The 18,999-nt window shown below is 68.7% G+C and carries 19 protein-coding genes; 10 read left to right on the forward strand and 9 right to left on the reverse strand.

All coding sequences use genetic code 11. The annotated features are described in order from the left end of the window. Positions 1-93 precede the first annotated feature (93 nt). Together ACQ1RG_RS11545 and ACQ1RG_RS11550 are read left to right on the forward strand one after the other, a co-directional pair. Positions 94-1,083, forward strand: coding sequence for a hypothetical protein (locus ACQ1RG_RS11545; protein WP_430600139.1), 990 nt, complete (start codon positions 94-96; stop codon positions 1,081-1,083). Further along, positions 1,083-1,871 carry a hypothetical protein gene (locus ACQ1RG_RS11550; protein ID WP_430600140.1) on the forward strand — a complete coding sequence of 263 codons (789 nt, stop codon included), beginning with the start codon at positions 1,083-1,085 and terminating at the stop codon, positions 1,869-1,871. Before ACQ1RG_RS11545 ends, ACQ1RG_RS11550 begins: the two co-directional genes overlap by 1 nt. Before the next feature lie 316 nt (positions 1,872-2,187). Here the strand turns inward: ACQ1RG_RS11550 and dapD are convergent, their stop codons facing one another. Next, entirely contained in the window at positions 2,188-3,132 is a 945-nt protein-coding gene (dapD, locus tag ACQ1RG_RS11555; RefSeq protein ID WP_063250945.1) for a 2,3,4,5-tetrahydropyridine-2,6-dicarboxylate N-succinyltransferase, read from the reverse strand. A gap of 43 nt (positions 3,133-3,175) precedes the next feature. Here dapD and dapE point away from each other — a divergent pair, with 43 nt between their 5' ends. The 6 genes from dapE (at position 3,176) to ACQ1RG_RS11585 (ending at position 8,064) form a co-directional block, all read left to right on the forward strand. Further along, positions 3,176-4,459, forward strand: a complete 1,284-nt coding sequence (gene dapE / locus ACQ1RG_RS11560; protein ID WP_101624854.1) for a succinyl-diaminopimelate desuccinylase — start codon at positions 3,176-3,178, stop codon at positions 4,457-4,459. A 5-nt stretch (positions 4,460-4,464) separates the two neighbouring features. Continuing rightward, entirely contained in the window at positions 4,465-5,352 is an 888-nt protein-coding gene (locus tag ACQ1RG_RS11565) for a TIGR00730 family Rossman fold protein (protein WP_063250943.1), read from the forward strand. Continuing rightward, positions 5,349-6,242, forward strand: coding sequence for a dihydropteroate synthase (gene folP, locus ACQ1RG_RS11570; protein WP_009375191.1), 894 nt, complete (start codon positions 5,349-5,351; stop codon positions 6,240-6,242). Before ACQ1RG_RS11565 ends, folP begins: the two co-directional genes overlap by 4 nt. 30 nt (positions 6,243-6,272) lie before the next feature. Then, positions 6,273-6,536, forward strand: a complete 264-nt coding sequence (locus ACQ1RG_RS11575) for a DivIVA domain-containing protein (RefSeq protein ID WP_051995470.1) — start codon at positions 6,273-6,275, stop codon at positions 6,534-6,536. Between the two features lie 3 nt (positions 6,537-6,539). Beyond that, the gene (locus ACQ1RG_RS11580; RefSeq protein ID WP_009375195.1) at positions 6,540-7,775 is read left to right on the forward strand and encodes a hypothetical protein; all 1,236 of its coding nucleotides are present in this window, start codon (positions 6,540-6,542) and stop codon (positions 7,773-7,775) included. Positions 7,776-7,893: 118 nt separating this feature from the next. Next, a complete protein-coding gene (locus ACQ1RG_RS11585) occupies positions 7,894-8,064 on the forward strand; it encodes a DUF3117 domain-containing protein (RefSeq protein ID WP_009375197.1) in 171 nt (56 codons plus the stop codon). A 152-nt stretch (positions 8,065-8,216) separates the two neighbouring features. On the opposite strand, the gene ACQ1RG_RS11590 is transcribed toward ACQ1RG_RS11585, so the two are convergent. Both ACQ1RG_RS11590 and ACQ1RG_RS11595 read right to left on the reverse strand, forming a co-directional pair. After that, positions 8,217-8,855 carry an O-methyltransferase gene (locus tag ACQ1RG_RS11590; protein WP_009375199.1) on the reverse strand — a complete coding sequence of 213 codons (639 nt, stop codon included), beginning with the start codon at positions 8,853-8,855 and terminating at the stop codon, positions 8,217-8,219. Positions 8,856-8,887: 32 nt separating this feature from the next. After that, positions 8,888-9,226: an MGMT family protein gene (locus tag ACQ1RG_RS11595; RefSeq protein ID WP_095375814.1), complete on the reverse strand. Its 339-nt coding sequence runs from the start codon at positions 9,224-9,226 to the stop codon at positions 8,888-8,890. Positions 9,227-9,281: 55 nt separating this feature from the next. Between ACQ1RG_RS11595 and ACQ1RG_RS11600 the strand changes: the two genes are divergently transcribed. Next, a complete protein-coding gene (locus tag ACQ1RG_RS11600; protein WP_063250942.1) occupies positions 9,282-9,755 on the forward strand; it encodes a twin-arginine translocase TatA/TatE family subunit in 474 nt (157 codons plus the stop codon). Positions 9,756-9,902: 147 nt separating this feature from the next. On the opposite strand, the gene ACQ1RG_RS11605 is transcribed toward ACQ1RG_RS11600, so the two are convergent. The 6 genes from ACQ1RG_RS11605 to ACQ1RG_RS11630 form a co-directional block, all read right to left on the reverse strand. Further along, positions 9,903-11,348 carry a polysaccharide deacetylase family protein gene (locus tag ACQ1RG_RS11605; RefSeq protein ID WP_009375204.1) on the reverse strand — a complete coding sequence of 482 codons (1,446 nt, stop codon included), beginning with the start codon at positions 11,346-11,348 and terminating at the stop codon, positions 9,903-9,905. A 270-nt stretch (positions 11,349-11,618) separates the two neighbouring features. Further along, entirely contained in the window at positions 11,619-12,749 is a 1,131-nt protein-coding gene (locus ACQ1RG_RS11610) for an Mrp/NBP35 family ATP-binding protein (RefSeq protein ID WP_009375206.1), read from the reverse strand. Further along, the gene (locus ACQ1RG_RS11615; RefSeq protein WP_009375208.1) at positions 12,746-13,282 is read right to left on the reverse strand and encodes a DUF1003 domain-containing protein; all 537 of its coding nucleotides are present in this window, start codon (positions 13,280-13,282) and stop codon (positions 12,746-12,748) included. The genes ACQ1RG_RS11610 and ACQ1RG_RS11615 overlap by 4 nt, the downstream gene beginning before the upstream one ends. Positions 13,283-13,284: 2 nt before the next feature. Then, entirely contained in the window at positions 13,285-14,559 is a 1,275-nt protein-coding gene (locus ACQ1RG_RS11620; RefSeq protein ID WP_342474378.1) for a magnesium transporter MgtE N-terminal domain-containing protein, read from the reverse strand. Positions 14,560-15,127: 568 nt separating this feature from the next. Continuing rightward, on the reverse strand, positions 15,128-16,192 hold the full coding sequence (locus ACQ1RG_RS11625) for a P1 family peptidase (protein ID WP_095375815.1): 1,065 nt from the start codon (positions 16,190-16,192) through the stop codon (positions 15,128-15,130). Further along, complete coding sequence (locus ACQ1RG_RS11630; protein WP_063250937.1) at positions 16,189-17,703, reverse strand: aminopeptidase P family protein; 1,515 nt, start codon at positions 17,701-17,703, stop codon at positions 16,189-16,191. Before ACQ1RG_RS11630 ends, ACQ1RG_RS11625 begins: the two co-directional genes overlap by 4 nt. A gap of 81 nt (positions 17,704-17,784) precedes the next feature. Here ACQ1RG_RS11630 and ACQ1RG_RS11635 point away from each other — a divergent pair, with 81 nt between their 5' ends. Beyond that, the gene (locus ACQ1RG_RS11635) at positions 17,785-18,642 is read left to right on the forward strand and encodes a PHP domain-containing protein (RefSeq protein WP_009375223.1); all 858 of its coding nucleotides are present in this window, start codon (positions 17,785-17,787) and stop codon (positions 18,640-18,642) included. Positions 18,643-18,999 lie beyond the last annotated feature (357 nt).

Consider the following 18,999-nt stretch of genomic DNA (forward strand, 5'->3'; position numbering starts at 1 on the left):
GGCCGAAGCTCGGGTCGCCTGTTAGCATATGAATAGCGAGTATGTCCAACAAGTATTCACCGACTTCGTGGGTAGAAAGTTGTGAGGGGTGCAATGGTCGTCGATGCAGTCAGCGCTCTGCGTGAACTGGACTTCGAAATCGCCGCCGGGGCCAACCGTGGCTCGTGGCGTGTGCGCGGCCCTGAGGGAATCTGGTTCGAAGTATCGCCAGCACCGGCGGTGCCGCATCTGGACGCTCATACTGTTCGCAGCTATACGGCTCATCACGAATGGAGCGGCGGTGTGCTCTTTGTTGCCGAATCCGCGACGGAGGGAATCATCGAACGCGCGGAGTCCGGAGAACTCGACATTCTCACGACTGCCCCGATACGACTCATCCATTCGGGGATCACCTATTCGGTGCACACAGCCGCTACGACGGACCACCGGAGCGAAACACCGAAGCGCGCGCGTCCAGCGTGGACCCGCTGGGCTCTCATACGCTACCTGCTGCTCAACGATGCTCCTGCGCGACAATCTTCGATCGCGGACGTTCTCGGCGTCAGCCAGCAGGCCGTGTCGAGTGCGCTCAAGATGCTCGGACCATTCGTCGACGATGCGGGTGATGGCGTCTATGCCATGGATCGCCAGGGACTGCTGCGACTGTGGATTGATGAGTACCTCGGACCCGGCGGTCAGGAATTCGGGTGGTTCAGTCTGGATCCGATTGTTCAGCAGGTCGCGCAGGCCAGAGAGATCTTCCATTTCTTGGACCAGACGATCTTGGTCGGCGGCGATGTCGCGGCAGACGTCATTGCTCCGTGGAAACTGCCGACCACTGGTCGAATCTACACCGACGCTCCCATCGACCTCTCCGAGGGAGGATTTGTTCCGGCACCATTGGACGAAGCGACCCTCATCATCAATGTGCCTCGCGACCCGACGATACTCAGATTGGGGTCGGTCCGACCACCAAGCAGTGAAACCGGCGGACTGCCGGTGGCGGATCCGCTGATCGTGATGTGGGATCTTCTCCATAGCGGCAGTGTCGACAGCGGACCGGCTGCGGACAAGATCGCAGAAGTGGTCGTAGAGCGACAATGATGAGTGAAATCATCAGAATAGAGGCGCATGCCGCGAGCAACGCGGACTCGCTCGGCTACATGGGGCAACAGGCGGTCGCCCAAGCTGTCGACGGTGACACGCCGTACCGGATCATCGGCGGCCATATGGTCAGACTTCTTCTCCATGTGTATCCCACCTCGAACGCAACCCTGCGATCCACGATTGATGCCGACGCAGCCGTCGACGACATCGAAATCGTCGGCGACATAGTGGATGGTCTCTGCGCCCAGGATTTCAGTCAAACAGGCGGAAACGTCCTGAAGAAGGCTGTGAACTCCGAGCAGAATATCGAAGTCAACCTGCTGGTCTCCCGCCGCGGAAGCTCGAAAGGCATCCGGTCGGAGTGTGCGCCCGGGGTCGGGCAGGTCGATACCCTTCCGGAACTCGGATTCGCCCTTGACCAGCCGCCCCTCGACCTGGAAGTATTCGCGACCCTGTTCGACAGTTCGACGATCGAGTACCGAACGCGGATACCAGGGCTTGAGACTGCAGTCGTGTTGAAGGCCCATAGCTGGAAAGCACGGGGACTGCGGTCTGACCGTGACCTCGCAGACCTCCACTCGCTCATGGAGATCCGCGAGGAGCATCCGCACACAGCGTGGGGGCTCTCGTCTCCTGGTCTCATCGGGTTCCGAAAGGACACTGCGAGAATCCTCCACGAAGCGGCAGGAAAACTCACCAAGAGGACGAGCAATCTACCTGTGCCGTACGACCTGGACCGAGTGCGTATGGCAGCTTTGATCGCCCGGCATGTATCCCGCCCGTAGCTGAGACGCTTCGCACTTGCGTCAGTAGAAGAACTGTCCTCAAATGCTCGCTGAGGCGATGGTCGAACGAACAACCCGAAAAACGCTCGGCAACCTCTCGGGCATGACGACTCCGGGCTGGATAGCCGAAGGGCGCTCAGCAACCTGACGACAGGTTGCTGAGCGCCCTCAAGGCAGCTGTGGTGCGGGGTCTGCGAACCCGCGTATCCTCGGCGGAAATCGCCTTATCGCACCGTTGGCCGCGAATCATCCCGGTGCAGCGGGAAGTTCTATTGCTGCGGGGGTGGGATGCGGAACCCCGCGCCTCGCCGAGCTCTCAGTGGAGGTCGGGGTTGAGCTCGATGCCCTTGGCCGAGCGGGCCAGTGCCTCGACGGCACCGGTCACCGAGTTGCGGCGGAAGAGGATGTTGTTCGCGCCGCTGAGCTCGGAGGCCTTGACGACCCGCTCGTCGTCGCCCAGCACCGTGACCCGGGTACCCGCGGTGAGGTAGAGGCCGGCCTCGACGATGCAGTCATCGCCGATCGAGATGCCCACGCCCGAGTTCGCACCGAGCAGACTGCCCGAGCCGATCGAGATGCGGTGGGTGCCGCCGCCGGAGAGCGTGCCCATGATTGAGGCACCGCCGCCGACATCGGAGCCGTCGCCGACGACGACGCCCTGCGAGATGCGCCCCTCGACCATCGCCGAGCCGAGGGTGCCGGCGTTGAAGTTGACGAAGCCCTCGTGCATGACCGTCGTCCCGGAGGCCAGGTGCGCGCCGAGGCGGACCCGGTCGGCATCGCCGATGCGCACACCCGAGGGGATGACGAAGTCGGTCATCCGCGGGAACTTGTCGAGGCCGAAGACCGCGACGGGGCCGCGGGCGAGCAGCCTCGTTCGGGTGGCCTCGAAGTCCTCCGGCGAGCATGCGCCCGCCGAGGTCCACACGACGTTGGCGATGTGGCCGAAGATGCCGTCGAGGTTGACATCGTTGGGCACGACGAGGCGGTGGGAGAGCGCGTGGAGACGGAGGTAGACATCGGCCGCCGAGGCGGGCGCCTCGTCGAGGTCGATCGTCGTCGTCACCACGGACGTCGTCGTCCCGCGGGCGGGATCCTCTCCGGTGAGCGCATCGAGTCCGTCGTCGGCGGCGCGGGCGGTCGCTGCCGCCTCGGCGTCGGCAGGGTCGTCTCCCGTGCTCAGGGCCGGGTACCAGACGGAGAGGACGGTCTTCTCATGCAGCGTGGCGAGTCCACGCGCGGAAACGATGCGTTGTGTCATGCCTGCCAGCCTAGTCGGTGACCGCGGTACTAGGCTAAGTCGTATGACTGCTCATCCACCTGCTGAGACCGCCGCCGCATTCGTCCCCGACGGCGACCTCGGGCAGTATCTGCTCTCCGCGCTCGACGATCCCGCGGAGCTGACTGGCCGGCTGTGCGCGATCGAATCCGTCTCCGGCAACGAAGGTGCGATCGCCGAGGCGGTCGTCACCGTCCTCGAGGCGATCAGCGCCGGTGACGGCCCCGATCTCGAGATCCTCCGCGACGGCGACACGATCGTCGCCCGCACCGGCTTGGGCCGGCCGGAGCGCATCGTCATCGCCGGTCACCTCGACACCGTCCCCGTCGAAGGCAACCTCCCGCCGAGGCGGCTCACCGGTGAGGTGGGTGAGTCCCGTGAGTCCGGAGTTGAGAACGGAACCGACAGCAGTGCCCCGGAAGACGAGGCCCCGGCGGGCGGTGCACCGACGGAGGACGCACGTGAGTCCGGCGCCTCGGAACGTGACCAGGCCGCCGGTGAGGAGATCATCTGGGGCCGGGGCGCCTGCGATATGAAGGCGGGGGTGGCGATGCAGCTCGCCGCCGCCTCGGCGCTGCGGAACCCGTCGCGCGACGTCAGCTGGGTCTTCTACGACCACGAGGAGGTCGATGCCGCCCTCAACGGCCTCGGCCGGGTCGCCCGCACCCACCCCGAGTGGCTGGCCGGGGACTTCGCGATCCTCGGCGAACCGTCGAATGCGAGCGTCGAGGGCGGCTGCAACGGCACGATCCGCGTCGACGTCACGACCACCGGTGTGCGCGCCCACTCGGCCCGCGCGTTCATGGGAGTGAATGCGATCCACGCCGCCGCCGAGGTGCTCACCCGCCTCGACGACCACGTCTCCGAGACCGTCACCGTCGACGGCCTCGACTACCGGGAGTCGCTCTCCGCGGTGGCGATCAGCGGGGGAGTGGCAGGCAACGTCGTGCCCGACGAGTGCCGCATCTCCGTCAACTACCGCTTCGCGCCCTCGAAGTCCGCCGCCGAGGCCGAGGGCTTCCTCCGCGAGCTCTTCACCGGCTTCGACGTCGTCGTCACCGACGCCGCCGAAGGCGCCCGCCCCGGACTCGACCGCCCCATCGCCCAGGACTTCCTCGCCGCGCTCGGCGCGGAACCGTCGGCGAAGCTCGGATGGACCGACGTCTCCCGGTTCAGTGCGCTCGGCGTCCCGGCGGTGAATTTCGGTCCGGGCAACCCGCTGTACGCCCACAAGTCAGACGAACATGTCAGGGTCCGGGAAGTGGAGGACGCGACCCGGACTCTCATCGACTACCTCGAGAAGGGATGAGCGCGATGGCGAACGACACCGATCCCGCACCGACGACCCGCACCGAGGAGCGCGAGCCCGTGGAGACCAGCCCGGACGAGAGCGGCCCCGACCAGCCCAGCCCCGACCAGCCCGCAGCCGACACCACCGACGACGCGACCTTCTACAGCAAAGGTCCGCTGCGCCTGCGCGGCTCCCAGGTGCCGACGACGACGACCGATCAGCGCCTCCTCGAGTCCCGGGGACCCTCGAACTGGGTCCATGAGGACCCGTGGCGGGTGATGCGCATCCAGGCGGAGTTCGTTGAGGGCTTCGGGTCGCTCGCCGAGGTGGGCCCGGCGGTCTCGATCTTCGGCTCGGCCCGCCTCGGCGCCGGAACCCAGGCGTACGAGGATGCGCGGGAGATCGCCCGGCGGCTCGCGGAGAACGGGAATGCGATCATCACCGGCGGGGGACCGGGGATCATGGAGGCCGGCAACCTCGGCGCCACGGAGGCCGGGGGCGTGTCGATCGGACTCGGCATCGAGCTGCCCTTCGAATCGGGGCTCAACGACCACGTCGAACTCGGGGTGAACTTCCGGTACTTCTTCGTCCGCAAGACGATGTTCCTCAAGTACTCCCGCGGATTCGTCGTCATGCCAGGTGGCTTCGGCACCCTCGACGAGCTCTTCGAGGCGTTCACGATGGTCCAGACCGGCAAGGTCACGTCCTTTCCCATCGTCCTCTTCGGCACGAGCTACTGGCGGGGGCTCGTCGACTGGATGGCGAGCACCCTGATCGGAGAGGGCACGATCTCCCCGAAGGACCTCGACCTCTTCACGCTCACCGATGACATCGACGAGGTCGTGGCCACGATCGGTCCGCCCGGGACGATCCCCGACGCCCCCGTCGACGGCACCGGCCCCGAGCAGTGAAGGACGGCGCCGAGTCCCGCCCGACGCGGTTCGCGCTCACCGACGCCCGCGCCGGGGCCCCGGTGATCATGGCTGTGGTCAACCGGTCGACCGATTCGTTCTACGAGTCCGCCGCGACCCTCGAGGCGGCGCTGAGGGCCGTCGACGCCGCCGCCGAGGCGGGTGCCCGGATCGTCGACATCGGCGGGGTCCGTGCGGGGCGGGGTCGGGAGATCTCCGTTGCCGAGGAGATCGAACGCGTCGTCCCCGTCGTCGAGGCTGTGATCCGGCGCCGTCCTGACCTCCTCATCAGCGTCGACACGTGGCGCCATGAGGTCGCCGAGGCGGTCTGCGCCGCCGGTGCCGGCCTGCTCAACGACACGTGGGCCGGTGCGGATCCGCTCGTCGCCGAGGTCGCGGCCCGCTTCGACGTCGGCCTCGTCTGCTCGCACACCGGGGGTCTGTCCCCGCGCACCGACGCCCACCGCAGCCGCTACGGCCTCACCGCCGCCGACGTCGTCGACGAGACCCTGAGCGGTGTGGTGGCCCTGGCCACGGCTGCCGAGGCCGCCGGAGTCGACCCGACCCGGATCGTCATCGACCCGACGCCGGACTTCGGCAAGAACTCCTACCATTCGCTGCGGCTGCTGCGCGACCTCGGCCGTTTCGCCGAGACCGGTTACCCCGTGCTGCTCGCGATCTCCCGGAAGGACTTCGTCGGGGAGGCGATCGGCGAGGTCGGACCCGCCGACCGGCTCCACGGAACGATCGCCGCGACCGCGCTGGCCGTGGAGAGGGGAGCGGCGATCATCCGCGCCCACGACGTCACCGCGACCGCCGACGCCCTGGCCGTCACGCTCGCCGTCACCGGGGAGGGTCCGGCCAGGCATACGGTCCGCGGCCTCCGCTGAGACCTCAGGCCGATATGCGAAGATGGCCTCATGCCATTGTGGATTGTCATCGGGGTCGCCGCTGCGATCTTCGTCCTCGTCATCGTCCTCGCCGCGTCCTTCGATCTCTTCTCCGCCGAGGCCGCCGAGGAGTCCGATGCCGTCGCCGCCCCACTGCCCGAGGGTTTCACCCTCGCAGACGTCGACGAGCTGCGGTTCCGTCCGGCGCTGCGCGGCTACCGGATGGACGAGGTCGATGAGGCGATCGGTCGGCTGCGGACGCGGATCAGCGAATTGGAAGCCGCGCAGAACTAGGCGATGAGCACCTCCCCAGACCTCCCCGGCATCACCATCCTCCCCGAGCTCTTCAACTCCTCCCGCCTCCACCGGGCAGGCGTCGTCTTCCTCACCCTTCCGCTCTGGGTGCAGGCGCTGAGCGTCTACATCGCCTCGCGGATCGTGAGCATCGCGATCTTCGCCGCGGTCCTCCGTCGCCAGGATCCCGCATACTGGTCCTCGAGCCCGGTCGAGACGACCCTCGGCGACTTCCTCAACTTCTGGGATTCCGCGTGGTATGCGCGCGTCGCGACCGAAGGCTACCCGGCGGTGCTGCCGGTCGATGAGGCCGGGCGGGTCGCAGAGAACACGTGGGCGTTCTATCCGCTCCACCCGGCGATCGTCAGTGCGATCGCCGACCTCACCGGCCTGAGCTACGAGGTGATCTCTCCGCTCGTGTCCACGGTCGCCGCGGGCCTCGCCGCGATCGTCGTCCTCGCGCTCTTCCGGAAGTTCGTCCCACCCGGGCAGGCGCTCACGGCGCTCACCTTCGTCATGGTCTTCCCGCCGGCCGCGGTGTTCTCCACCGGGTACGCGGAGTCGCTCACCCTTCTCCTCCAGGCCCTCGCGCTCCTCCTCGTCGTCGAGCGCCGCTACCTCATGGCCCTTCCCGTCGTCGTCCTCATGGACCTCTCGCGCCCGATCGGCGTCGCCTTCTCCTTCTTCCTCCTCTTCCACCTCATCGACCGCTTCCTCCGCCGTCGGACCGAACCGTATCCGCCCTCCGAGGTCATCCGATCGTGGACCCTCGGTGTGCTCTCGTGCGCCGCCGCGCTCATCCACCCCGTCCACGCGTGGATCGTCACCGGGTCGATGACGGCCTACACCGACACCGAGGCGGCCTGGCACACCGGGACGTCGACCTACCTCGTCCAGTGGCTGGCCCAGGCCAACAGCCTCGTCGGTCCCTTCGGGCCGCTCCTCCTCATCGGCGTCGTCGCCGGCATGGTCGCCCTCATCCTCTCCCCGGCAGGGGCGCGGATGGGCAGGACACTGCAGCTCTTCTGCCTCGCGTACGGGATCTACCTGCTCATCTTCTTCACCCCGCAGACCTCGACGCTGCGCCTGCTCCTGCCGCTCTTCCCGCTCGCACTCACCCTCTCAGCCGTCCGTTCGCGCGGCTACCGGGTCGCGGTGATCGTCGCGTTCATCCTCCTCCAGATCGTCTGGGTCGGATACCTCTGGCACTTCACCCCGCCCTCGGATCTGCCGCCGTGATCGGGTCGTTTCGCGGCGATGTCCCCGCTGAGGACAGGATCGTGGAATAATCGGATCAATACGGTTGGTCCGTTCCGCACGGATCGGCTCTGTTCAATCGATGGAAGGAAGCGCCCACATGGCAGCTCAGAAACCCCGCACCGGCGACGGACCTCTGGAAGTGACCAAAGAAGGCCGAGGCATGGTGATGCGGCTTCCTGTCGAGGGCGGCGGGCGACTGGTGATCGAACTCAGCGCCGATGAGGCGACGGCTCTCCACGACACGTTGGCGGAGACGCTGGGCATCTGAGTACGAGTGGACCGCGCAGCGGCAGAGACGTTCGTCTCTGCCGCTTCGTCATTCACAGAATCGCTTCGTCATCTGCGGGGCGGTTTCGTCATCCGCGAGGCTATTTCGTCATCCGCGGGGCCGCTTCGCCATCCGCGGGGTCGGCCCCGGCGTCACTGCCAGGTCTTCTGCAGCGTGAGCAGGCCCTCTCCGATGGGCAGGAGGACGCGGTCGAGCCGTTCCTGGTCGCCGAGGCGGCTGAGCAGGGTGCGCGCCGCGGTCGTCCGTGGGGAGCGATCGACGGGATCGGCGACGGCGCCGGAGAGCAGCGTCTGGTGGAGGACGAGGAGTCCGTGGGCGTCGAGGAGGCGCAGCGCGGGTTCGATCATCCGCTCGAGCCCGACCGGGTCGATGTCGAGGAAGACGAGGTCGTAGGCGCTCGGGGCGAGGCGGCCGAGGACGTCCTCGGCGCGACCGCTCATCAGGCGCAGGCGGCCGGGGCGGATGCCCGCGAGGTCGATGAGGTCACGGGCCGCGCCCTGAGCAGTGGAGTTCGTGTCGATCGAGGTGAGGATGCCGGCGTTGGGCATGCCCCGCAGCAGGGAGAGCGTCGCCGTTCCCGTGCCGGTGCCGACCTCGACTGCGGCGACGGGGCGCAGCAGACGCGCCATGAGCGTGAGCGCCGACGAGGTCGTCTGTGAGACAGGCGTGAGCCCGTACTCGTGGGAGAGGGTGCGAGCTGCGTCGAGGAGCGCATCCGGTCCGTTGTACTGCTCGGAGAACGTGACATCACCGGCATGCTCGCGTGACAATCGACCCTCCTCAACCGCTGCTGTTCCGTATCTCAGTCTAACCGCTCGCCCGGGTCGCGGCCGTGTGCCGACCATAGCGCGTCGAGCTCCTCGAAAGTGATGAACGCCGAGGTGAGCGCCTTGTCATGACGATGAGCGGTGCCCTCGTCCTCCCACTTCTCCCGGGCGCGCCCGAGCAGCGGGTCGGGCAGCCGCCCAGCAGCGTTGATCACCCGCCACCATGTGACGTTCGACCCGTACTCCTTCATCACCCGTCCGACATAGCGCGGCGAGCAGCGCGCGACGAGGCCGACGGTGCCGTAGCTGACGACGCGACCAGAGGGGACGAACTCGACGATGCGCAGCACCCGCTCGACGACGACGTCGTCCATTCACCCTCCCTTCATGTGAGTCCACCTGGGAGGAGCCTACTGCGGGGAGGTTAGAATGGAGATCATGTTCATGGGCATCAATGGGACCGAGATGGTCATCCTTGTGATCGTCGCACTCGTGGTGATCGGGCCCAAGCGCCTCCCCGAATACGCGCAGAAGCTGCGGGACACCGTCCGCCAGCTCCGCCGCATGGCCGAAGGCGCGAAGGACAACGTCAAGCGGGACTTCGGCGACGACTTCAAGGACGTCGACTGGCAGAAGCTCGACCCCCGCCAGTACGATCCCCGCCGCATCGTCCGCGAGGCCCTCGTCGAGGAGGACTCGGCGATTCGCGAGGCCAAGCGCCGCGAGCAGGGAGGCAGCGGCGCCGCACCGGCGGCGGCTGCAGGTACGGCAGCAGCCGCATCGACGGCAGAGGACACGTCGGCGTCTGCGGCAGCGCCCCCGTCGCCGATCGAACGGTTCCAGGCCCAGTACGCCAAGCGCGACCGCTCGGCCCCGGCCCCCTTCGACGCCGACGCCACCTGAAATTCGCGTCACTTTCTGCACGGCTCCGCCAGAGCCGACGCCACCTGAGCCTCGCGCCGCGACCTCACCGGACCCGCCGACGCCGACGCGACCTCACCGGACCAGCCAACGCCACCTGATTCACGCCGCGCGTGCAACCTGTGCCGGTCAGTCCCTGCGCACCTCGGGATGTTCGGGGTTCGAGCACAGCTTCGTCGCATATCCGCGGCAGAAGTACTCCGCACCCTTCTCGAGCCGCTGGTCGCCGAAGAGCTCGCTCACCGTCACCGGGTAGAAGCCGCGGTCGAGGACGGTGCTGAAGACGTCCGGGGCGGCATCGACGGTCGAGGGGTGGATCGAGTGCATGAGGACGACCGACCCCGGCTTCGTCTGCGCCCTCACTGCGTCGACGACCTTCCCCGCGTTCTTGCTGCGCCAGTCCTCGGTGTCGACGTCCCACATGATCGCCGGATGACCGAGCGCCTTCGCCGTCGCCTTCGTCAGCGCCCCGTAGGGCGGACGGACGAGGTTCGGCTTTCCGCCGCCGGCGGCTTCGATGTCCGCGTCGGTGTCCTCGACCTGCCTGCGCACGGTCTCGGGGGACTTCTTCGACATCTGCGGGTGGTCGAAGGAGTGGTTGCCGACCTCGTGTCCGGCCTCGGCCATCCTCCGGACGACGTCGGGACTGTGCCGGACGTTCTTGCCGAGGAGGAAATACGTGAGGCGGACCTTCGCAGACTTCGCGGCCGCGAGCAGGCGATCCTCGACGTCGGGTTCGCCCGGTCCGTCGTCATAGGTCAGCGCCACGCACGGGAGCAGCGCACAGGAGAAGTCGGGATCGCGGTCATCGGTGCCCTGCGGCAGGGAGAGGGGAGTGTGGAGGGCGTCGGCGACCTGGAGTCCGAGATCGGTGAGTTCGTCGCCGCGCACCGATTCTCCGTCGAGCAGGAGCGCTCCCGAGTCATCGACGGAGATCGCGGAGTCCTCGATGTCGCCGGTGAAGAGCTCGGCGGCGTCGACGGTCGTGTCGGCGGAGAGGTCGGTGAGATAGACCCGGGTCGATCCCGCGTTCGGGCTCGCCGTGGGTCCCGCAGCGTCGGTCCGGGCGACGGCGCTGAGGAGGAAGATCCCGCCCGCGGCGAGGACGCGATTGCTGATGTCCACGTCCGCGCCGGTGTCGGTGTCCTTCGGTGTCGATCCCGCCGAGGCGGTCGTCGCTGTCGTGAATGCCGAGGGATCCCAGCGCAGGGAGGGGTCGGTGAGCACGGGGCTGAAGGCCTTGCGACCGGCGAAGGCACCCGCGGCGTCGAAGCTGTCGAGGACGGCTCGCTCGGTCGCCTCGTTGAGTGAGTCCGCGCCGGGGATGCCGAAGAGATGCGCGTGGAGCTTCGGAGTCGAGGTCTCGTCGACGACGGCGTAGCTGCGCAGGCTCGCGTCGACGGCGGCGAGATTGTCTCGGGCGTTCTTCCGGTGCGACTCCACGGTCGCCGAATCCGAGGCCTCATCGTCGCCGCGGGTCGTGCCGGTGACGACGCATCCGGAGAGGAGGGCGAGTGCGGTCGACGCTGCGGTGAGCGCCGTCAGTCTGGACAGCAGTCGGGGAGTGCGCGTCAAATGGAGGTCCTTGCGGGGAGAGAGTGCAGATGGTCGGCGGGAATCCGCACATCCAGTCTAGGGGGCGCACGGCCGGGCGCTGCGCCGAACAGTCCTGCGTTCTCGGACCGTTGCCACGGCTCTGACCTGGAACGACGTCTGCCTTGTAGTGAGAGTCCGCCCGTCGTCGCGGGTCGCAGATCACACGAGTGTTGCCCGATCGTTGCAGAGATGGGAGACGACCGTGATGGTCGGGGCTTCGGCTGCCGCTCTTCGGTGGGAGGCCTTCGTTCAGACGGGGCTGAGTCCCAGGGAGCGACCGGAGAGACCGCGGGTGCGCTGCGCGAGCCGGGTGGCGAGCGTCGTGAACGCCTGCGCCGCCGGGGACTCGGGGTCGGTGAGCACAACGGGGGTCCCGGCGTCCGAGCCCTCCCGCACCGCGGTGTCGAGGGGGATCTGGGTGAGCAGTTCCACCTCGGTGCCGGTGGTGGTCGCAAGGTTCCCCGCGACCGTGGCACCGCCGCCGCTGCCGAAGACCTCCATCCGGGTGCCGTCGGGCATCTCCATCCACGACATGTTCTCCACGACACCGGCGATCGGCTGCTTGGTCTGCGTGGCGATGGCACCGGCCCGCTCGGCGACCTGAGCCGAGGCCTGCTGGGGGGTGGTGACGACGAGGAGCTCGGAGTTCGGCAGCAGCTGCGCGACGGAGATTGCGATGTCGCCGGTGCCGGGCGGCAGGTCGAGGAGGAGGACGTCGAGGTCACCCCAGAAGACGTCGGTGAGGAACTGCTGCAGGGCGCGGTGGAGCATCGGGCCCCGCCACACGACGGCCTGGTTGCCGGGGACGAACATGCCGATGCTCATCACTTTCACCCCGTGGGCTACCTGCGGGATGATCATCTCGTCGACGCGGGTCGGCTGACCGGAGAGGCCGAACATCGTGGGGATGGAGAACCCGTAGATGTCGGCGTCGACGAGACCGACGCGCAGGCCCTGCTTCGCAAGTGCCGCGGCGAGGTTCGCTGTCACCGAGGACTTCCCGACCCCGCCCTTGCCTGAGGCGATCGCATAGACCTTCGTCAGCGAATCGGGTTTGGCGAAGGGGACCTCGCGGCTTCCGCCGGGACCCTGGAGCTTCTCACGCATCGCCGTGCGCTGCTCGGGCGACATCGTGCCGAGCCTGACGACCACCTCGGTGACGCCGTCGACCTTGGCAAGCGCCGCCTCGGTGTCTCGGGTGATGGTGTCCTTGAGCGGGCAGCCGGCGATCGTGAGCAGCACGGTGACGGTGACCCTGCCGCCGTCGATGGTGACATCCTCGACCATGTCGAGCTCGACGATGCTGCGCCGGATCTCGGGATCGATGACCGTCGCCAGCGCCTGCCGCACGGCTTCGTCGGTCGGGCTCGTTCGTCTCATCCCTGTCCCTTCCTGTCTCGAGACTTCGACCCTACCTGCTCGTCCTTCCCGCTCTCTGAGCGTTCGTCCTCGAGCTCCTTGAGCAGATCCTTGAGCTCGGAGCGGATGAAGTCGCGGGTCGCGACCTCGCGCATCGCGATGCGCAGGGCGGCGACCTCACGGGCGAGGTACTCGGTGTCGGCGAGGTTGCGTTCGGCCCGCTGCCGGTCGTGTTCGAACTCGACGCGGTCGCGGTCGGCGCTGCGGTTCTCGGCGAGGAGGATGAGCGGGGCCGCGTACGAGGCCTGCAGGGAGAGGATGAGCGTGAGCAGGGTGAAGTTGAGCGAGCGCGGATCGAACTGGACCGATTCGGGTAGCAGCGTGTTCCACATCAGCCACACGGCGCAGAAGACCGTCATCCCGACGAGGAACGCCGGGGTGCCCATGAACCTCGCGAACGCCTCGGCGCCGCGACCGAAGGTCTCCGGGGAGATCGCGAACCGGGGCAGCTTGCGTTTGGACGAGCGGGGGACGTCGAAGTCGTCGGTCGGCATGGTTACCCCCTCCTGTGGTCATCGCGGCCGGTCGTGCGCCAGTCCTCGGGCAGCAGTTCGTCGAGGACGTCGTCGACGGTGACGACGCCGATGAGTCGGTCGTTGTCGTCGGTGATCGGCACCGACACCAGATTGTACGCCGCGAGGAACTTCGTCACCTCGGCCAGCGACGTGTCCGGGGGCATCGGATCGACTTCGGTGTCGAGCATGATCCCGACCGCCTCGTGCGGGGGATGGCGCAGCATCTCCTGGATGTGGACGAGGCCGAGGTACCTGCCCGTCGGGGTCTCGATGGGCTGGCGGCAGATGAAGACGGCGGCGGCGAGTGCGGGTGGGAGGTCCTCCCGACGGACGTGGGCGAGCGCCTCGGCGACGGTCGTCTCCGGGGTGAGGATGACCGGTTCGGTCGTCATCAGGCCGCCGGCGGTGTGCTCGTCGTAGGAGAGGAGGGTGCGGACGTCCTCGGCGTCGTCGGGTTCCATGAGCGTGAGGAACTGCTCGGCCTGTTCGTCGGTGAGCTCGCCGAGGAGGTCGGCGGCGTCGTCGGGCTCCATCTCCTCGAGCACGGTGACCGCGCGTTCGGTGTCGAGGGCGGAGAGGAGCTCGACCTGCGTCTCATCCGGCAGCTCCTCGATGACGTCGGCGAGGCGTTCGTCGTCGAGGGCCCGGGCGACCTGGAGGCGGCGTTCGGGGGTCATCTCGAAGAGGACGTCGGCGAGGTCGGCGGGCTTCGTGTCCTGGTAGGCCGCGATGAGCTGGGTGGCCTCCTGGTCCTGGGCGGAGTCGGCGGGGTGGTCGGCATCGGACCACGAGATCTGCATCGTCTCGCCGCGGCGGCGGAAGGCGGAGAAGGCCGTGCGCTCCTGGACGCGACGGACGAAGAGACGGGTGACCTCCCAGTCGCGGTTGACCTGCTGCTCGATGCCGACGTCCTCGATCTGGACGGGGGAGTCGTCCTCGCGCAGGCGCAGACGACGGTCGAGGAGGTCGTTGACGACGAGCGTCTCCGAGCGGCGCTGTTCGAACCGGCGCATGTTCACCAGTCCCGTGGTGATGACCTGCCCGGCGTCGATCGAGGTGACCCGGCCCATGGGGACGAAGACGCGGCGGCGTCCGGGGACCTCGACGACGAGGCCGATGACGCGCGGGAACTGGCGCATCGTCGTGCGGTAGACGACGACGACGTCGCGGACACGACCCACCTGATCCCCGAGCGGGTCGAAGACCGGAGCGGAGATGAGGCGGGCGACGAAGACGCGTTTCGAGGAGCCACTCATGGACCCAAGCCTACTTCGTGACCCGGCACCGCTCAGCGTCGTCCGCATCACGTTCTCTGCGCCAAGTCCTCTTGTCGCTCGCTCGACCCTGGACGAGGTCTGCACGAAGCACGTCCCACGTCCGCGCTCCAGCACCCCGGGGCCTCGCGGCAATCCGACGGTCACACAACTCTGCGGGCGCGCAGCAACCCTGCGGGCGCACAGCGCGTGTCCCTGAGGAGGATCCGAGTCGATTCTGGGCCCGATGTCGAACTCGATCCTCCTCGCCGAGGCGGCCCGGGTGAAGGACCGACGACTGCACCGGCGGTTTGGAGGCGGCAGCGTTGCGGTCGGGTGTCAACCGTTCCGGAGGCGCGGCTCGTGTCCCTGAGGAGGATCCGGGTCGATTCTGGGCCCGATGTCGAACTCGATCCTCCTCGGCGAGGCGGCCCGGGTGAAGGTCCGACGACTGCACCGGCGGTTTGGAAGCGGCAGCGGGCGGTCGCCGAGGAGGTCGGCCGACGGTCGGTCGGACAGGCAGTGCGCCCCTGGGCCGATGCCCGCCGGCCGAGCGGCCCCGGCGGGGCTGCTATGGGAGGTCCGCGAACGCCGCCGTGAAGTCCGGGGCGATGTCGACGAGAGTCGGCGGCTGCTCCCACGCCGGGGCGAGCGGGGAGGCACTCGTGAGAGCGTCGAGGACGGCGAGGGTGACGGCGTCGGCGGCGGCCGCGGTGATCTCGACGACCGCGGGCAGCGCCTCGGCGGGGTCCTCAGGCAGCGCCCGGGCACCGGTGGCGACGGCGAAGACGGTGTCCCCGTCGATGAGGGTGTGGGAGGGACGCACCGCACGAGCGATGCCGGGGTGGCCGCCGGCCGCAAGCGCTGTGACCTGGGCGCGGTCGAGTCGGGCGTCCGTGGCGATGATCGCCAACGTCGTGTTCTGCGCCGAGAGGGGCGCCTCGAGATCGGGGACGGGCAGGCTCGGCAGCGGCGGCAGATCCCAGCCGACGGCCTCGAGCAGGGGACCGGCCCACAGGGTCCCCGCTTCGGTGCCGATCGTCCCGAAGGGATTCGCGACGACGAGGGCGGAGACCGTGTACCCGGCAGACAGCCGGATGCTCACCGAACCGAGCGAGCTGCGCAGGGTCTGAACGCCGGCGCGGGCACCGATGCCGACACCGACGCTGCCCCTGACCGGGGTCGTCGGCGCCTCCTCGGTGAGGGCAGCGAGCGCAGCCTGGGCCGCGGCAGCGCCCTCGGCAGCCGTCGGCGGGGCGACCGGGCCGGCCCCGCGGCCGAGGTCGAAGATCGCTGCGGCGGGGACGAGCGGAATGACGGTGCCCGGCAGGCGTGGTGCGGGGAAGCCGCGCCCCGCCTCGGCGAGGGCATCGGAGACCCCCGCGACGGAGCGCAGACCGATCGCCGACCCTCCCGTGAGCACGAGGGCATCGGCCGCGGACCCGTGCGCGGTGGGGGAGAGGACGTCGGTCTCATGGGTGGCCGGGCCCCCGCCCCGGACGTCGACGCCGACGGTCGAGCCCGCGGGCGGGAGGACGACGCTGACCCCGGTGAGCCGGTCGCGGGTGAGCGTCCCGGCGTGTCCGAGGGCGAGCCCCGGCACGTCGAGGATGCCGCGCCCGCGGGTCGGGGTCATCGTCCTTGGACCCAGGCTTCCACCTCGGCGCGGGTGCGCGGGAAGTCGGCGGAGAGGTTTTCGACTCCGTCGGCGGTGACGAGGACGTCGTCCTCGATGCGCACGCCGATGCCGCGGAACTCCTCGGGCACGAGGAGGTCGTCGGCCTTGAAGTAGAGACCGGGTTCGATCGTAAAGACCATGCCCGGTTCGATGACGGCGTCGAGGTACATCTCCGCACGGGCCTGCGCACAGTCGTGGACGTCGAGGCCGAGGTGGTGGCTGGTGCCGTGGACCATCCACCGGCGGTGCTGCTGGCCCTCGGGCGAGAGCGACTCTTCGGCGGACACGGGCAGGAGGCCGAACTCCTCGAGGCGGTGGGCGATGACCTTCATCGCGGCCTCGTGGACCTCGCGGAAGCGTACGGGGCGGTCGACGTGCTCGGCGGCGACGGCGAAGGCGGCGTCGGAGGCCTCGAGCACGGCGTCGTAGATCTTCGCCTGCACCTCGGTGAAGGTGCCGGACACCGGCAGGGTGCGGGTGATGTCGGCGGTGTAGAGGGAGTCGGCTTCGGCACCGGCGTCGACGAGGACGAGGTCGCCCTCGGAGACGACTCCGTCGTTGCGGATCCAGTGCAGGGTGCACGCATGGTTGCCCGAGGCGGCGATCGTGTCGTAGCCGATGCCGTTGCCGTCGCTGCGGGCGGCGGTCTCGAACGCGGTCTCGATGACCCGCTCACCGCGGCGGTGGGCGACGGCGGCCGGCAGGGAGGCGACGACGTTGTCGAAGCCGGCGCGGGTGATCGCGACGGCCTCGCGCATCTGGTCGATCTCGTGGTCATCCTTGATCAGGCGCAGCTCCGAGAGCATCTGCGCGAGCTCCGCATCCCCGGCCTCGGAGGTCTCGAGGTCGGCCTGGACCTGGGTGCGGGCGGTGTCGATGACGGAGTCGATGCGAGTGTCGGCCGAGCGCAGGAGGCGCACGGAGATGGCACCGAGGTCCTTCGTGATCGCATCGTCGACGGTCGCCGAGGATTCGGTGGCGATCCCGGTCATCGTCCGCATCGCCTCGAGGTCGGCGCGCGGTCCCACCCAGTACTCGCCGTAGCGGGCGTCGGAGAAGAACTCCTCGGTGTCGGCACCGGCGCGGGGGCGGAAGTAGAGGGTGACGCTGTGCTCGTCGCCCTCGGGTTCGAAGACGAGGACGGCATCGGGCTCGGAGTCGGTCTCGAGCCCGGTGAGGTGGATGAACGCGGAGTGGGCACGGAACCGGTAGTCGGTGTCGTTCGAGCGGACCTTGAGCGAACCGGCGGGGATGACGAGGCGCTCACCGGGGAACGCGGCGGAGACCTTGGCGCGGCGCTCAGGCGTGAATCCGGCGGCGGCGAGGGCGTCGGCGTCGAGCGGGGTGCGGTCCCAGCCGGAGGCGACGAAATCCCGGAAGGCGCGGGAGTTCGGACGGTGCGAGCGGTTGTTGACGCGGTCGGTCAGAGGCTGGTCGGTATCAGTGCTGGTGGCGCTGTGCTCAGTCATGCCTCCATTCTAGGCACGGGGGCGGCGCCGGCCTTCAGGCGCGGAGCAGCACCGGCTCGGGAAGTCGATAGACTGGGGCTCATGGTCATCGATCTCCATGCGCACACGGCGTTCTCGGACGGGACACAGAGCCCGTCCGAACTCGTTTCCGAAGCCTCGATGGAAGGCATCGACGTCGTCGGCATCACCGATCATGACACCACCGCCGGATGGGCCCCCGCCGAGGAGGCCGCCCGCGTGTACGGACTCGGCCTCGTCCGCGGGATGGAGATCTCCTGCCGCCACGAAGGCGTGAGCGTCCACCTGCTCTCCTACCTCCACGACCCCTACGACACGGGCCTGGCCAGCGTCGTCGAGGAGACGCGCCGTTCGCGCCTCGACCGCACCCACCTCATCATCGACCGCCTCGCCGAGGACTATCCGATCGACATGGACGCCGTGCTCTCCGTCGCCGGGGAGGATGCGACGATCGGGCGCCCCCACATCGCCGACGCACTCGTCGCCGCCGGCATCGTCGAGACCCGGTCGGAGGCGTTCGCCTCGATCCTCTCCAGCCACGGGAAGTACCACGTCACCCTGCCGACGATCGACCCGATCACCGCGATCCGCCTCATCGCCGAGGCGGGAGGGGTCTCCGTCTTCGCCCACCCCAGGGCGGCGATGCGCGGGCTCGTCGTCTCCGATGCCGCGATGCGCGAGTTCATCGCCGCCGGTCTCGACGGCCTCGAGGTCGACCACCGGGACAACCCGCCGAACGAACGCGAGGTCATGCGGCGTCTCGCCCACGACAACGACCTCATCGTCACCGGCTCCTCGGACTACCACGGCACCGGAAAGCCCAACCGCCTCGGCGAGCATTCGACGTCCGATCACATGCTCGCGAAGCTCCTCGACCGGGCCGCCGCCCGCCCCGGAGGAGTCGAGTTCATCCAAGGGTGAGAGGGGCGGGTCGCGCGCGGCCTCTCACTCAAGCCGGAGCGCGCTTTGCGACGCGGCCAGCCTCCGCGGCCGCTCACTCAAGCCGGAGTGCGCTTTGCAACGCGGCCAGCTTCCGCGTCCTCTCACTCAAGCCGGAGCGCGCTTTGCAGACGTTCCTCGCTTCGATATGTGCTGTCCGGCTTGAGCGAGCGCGGCAGACGCGGCTCGAGCGAGCGCGGCAGACGCGGCTCGAGCGAGCGCCGTATGCACAGGCGCAACGCCCCGCCGCGAGTGGATCGCAGCGGGGCGTTGTCCGCGGGCACGAGTGATCGGTCGCCCTTCGCCGAGGCGGGACGCTGGCTCCTTACGGCGTAGGGG

The sequence above is a fragment of the Brevibacterium sp. K72 genome, assembly GCF_050562175.1.
Lineage (GTDB): Bacteria > Actinomycetota > Actinomycetes > Actinomycetales > Brevibacteriaceae > Brevibacterium > Brevibacterium casei.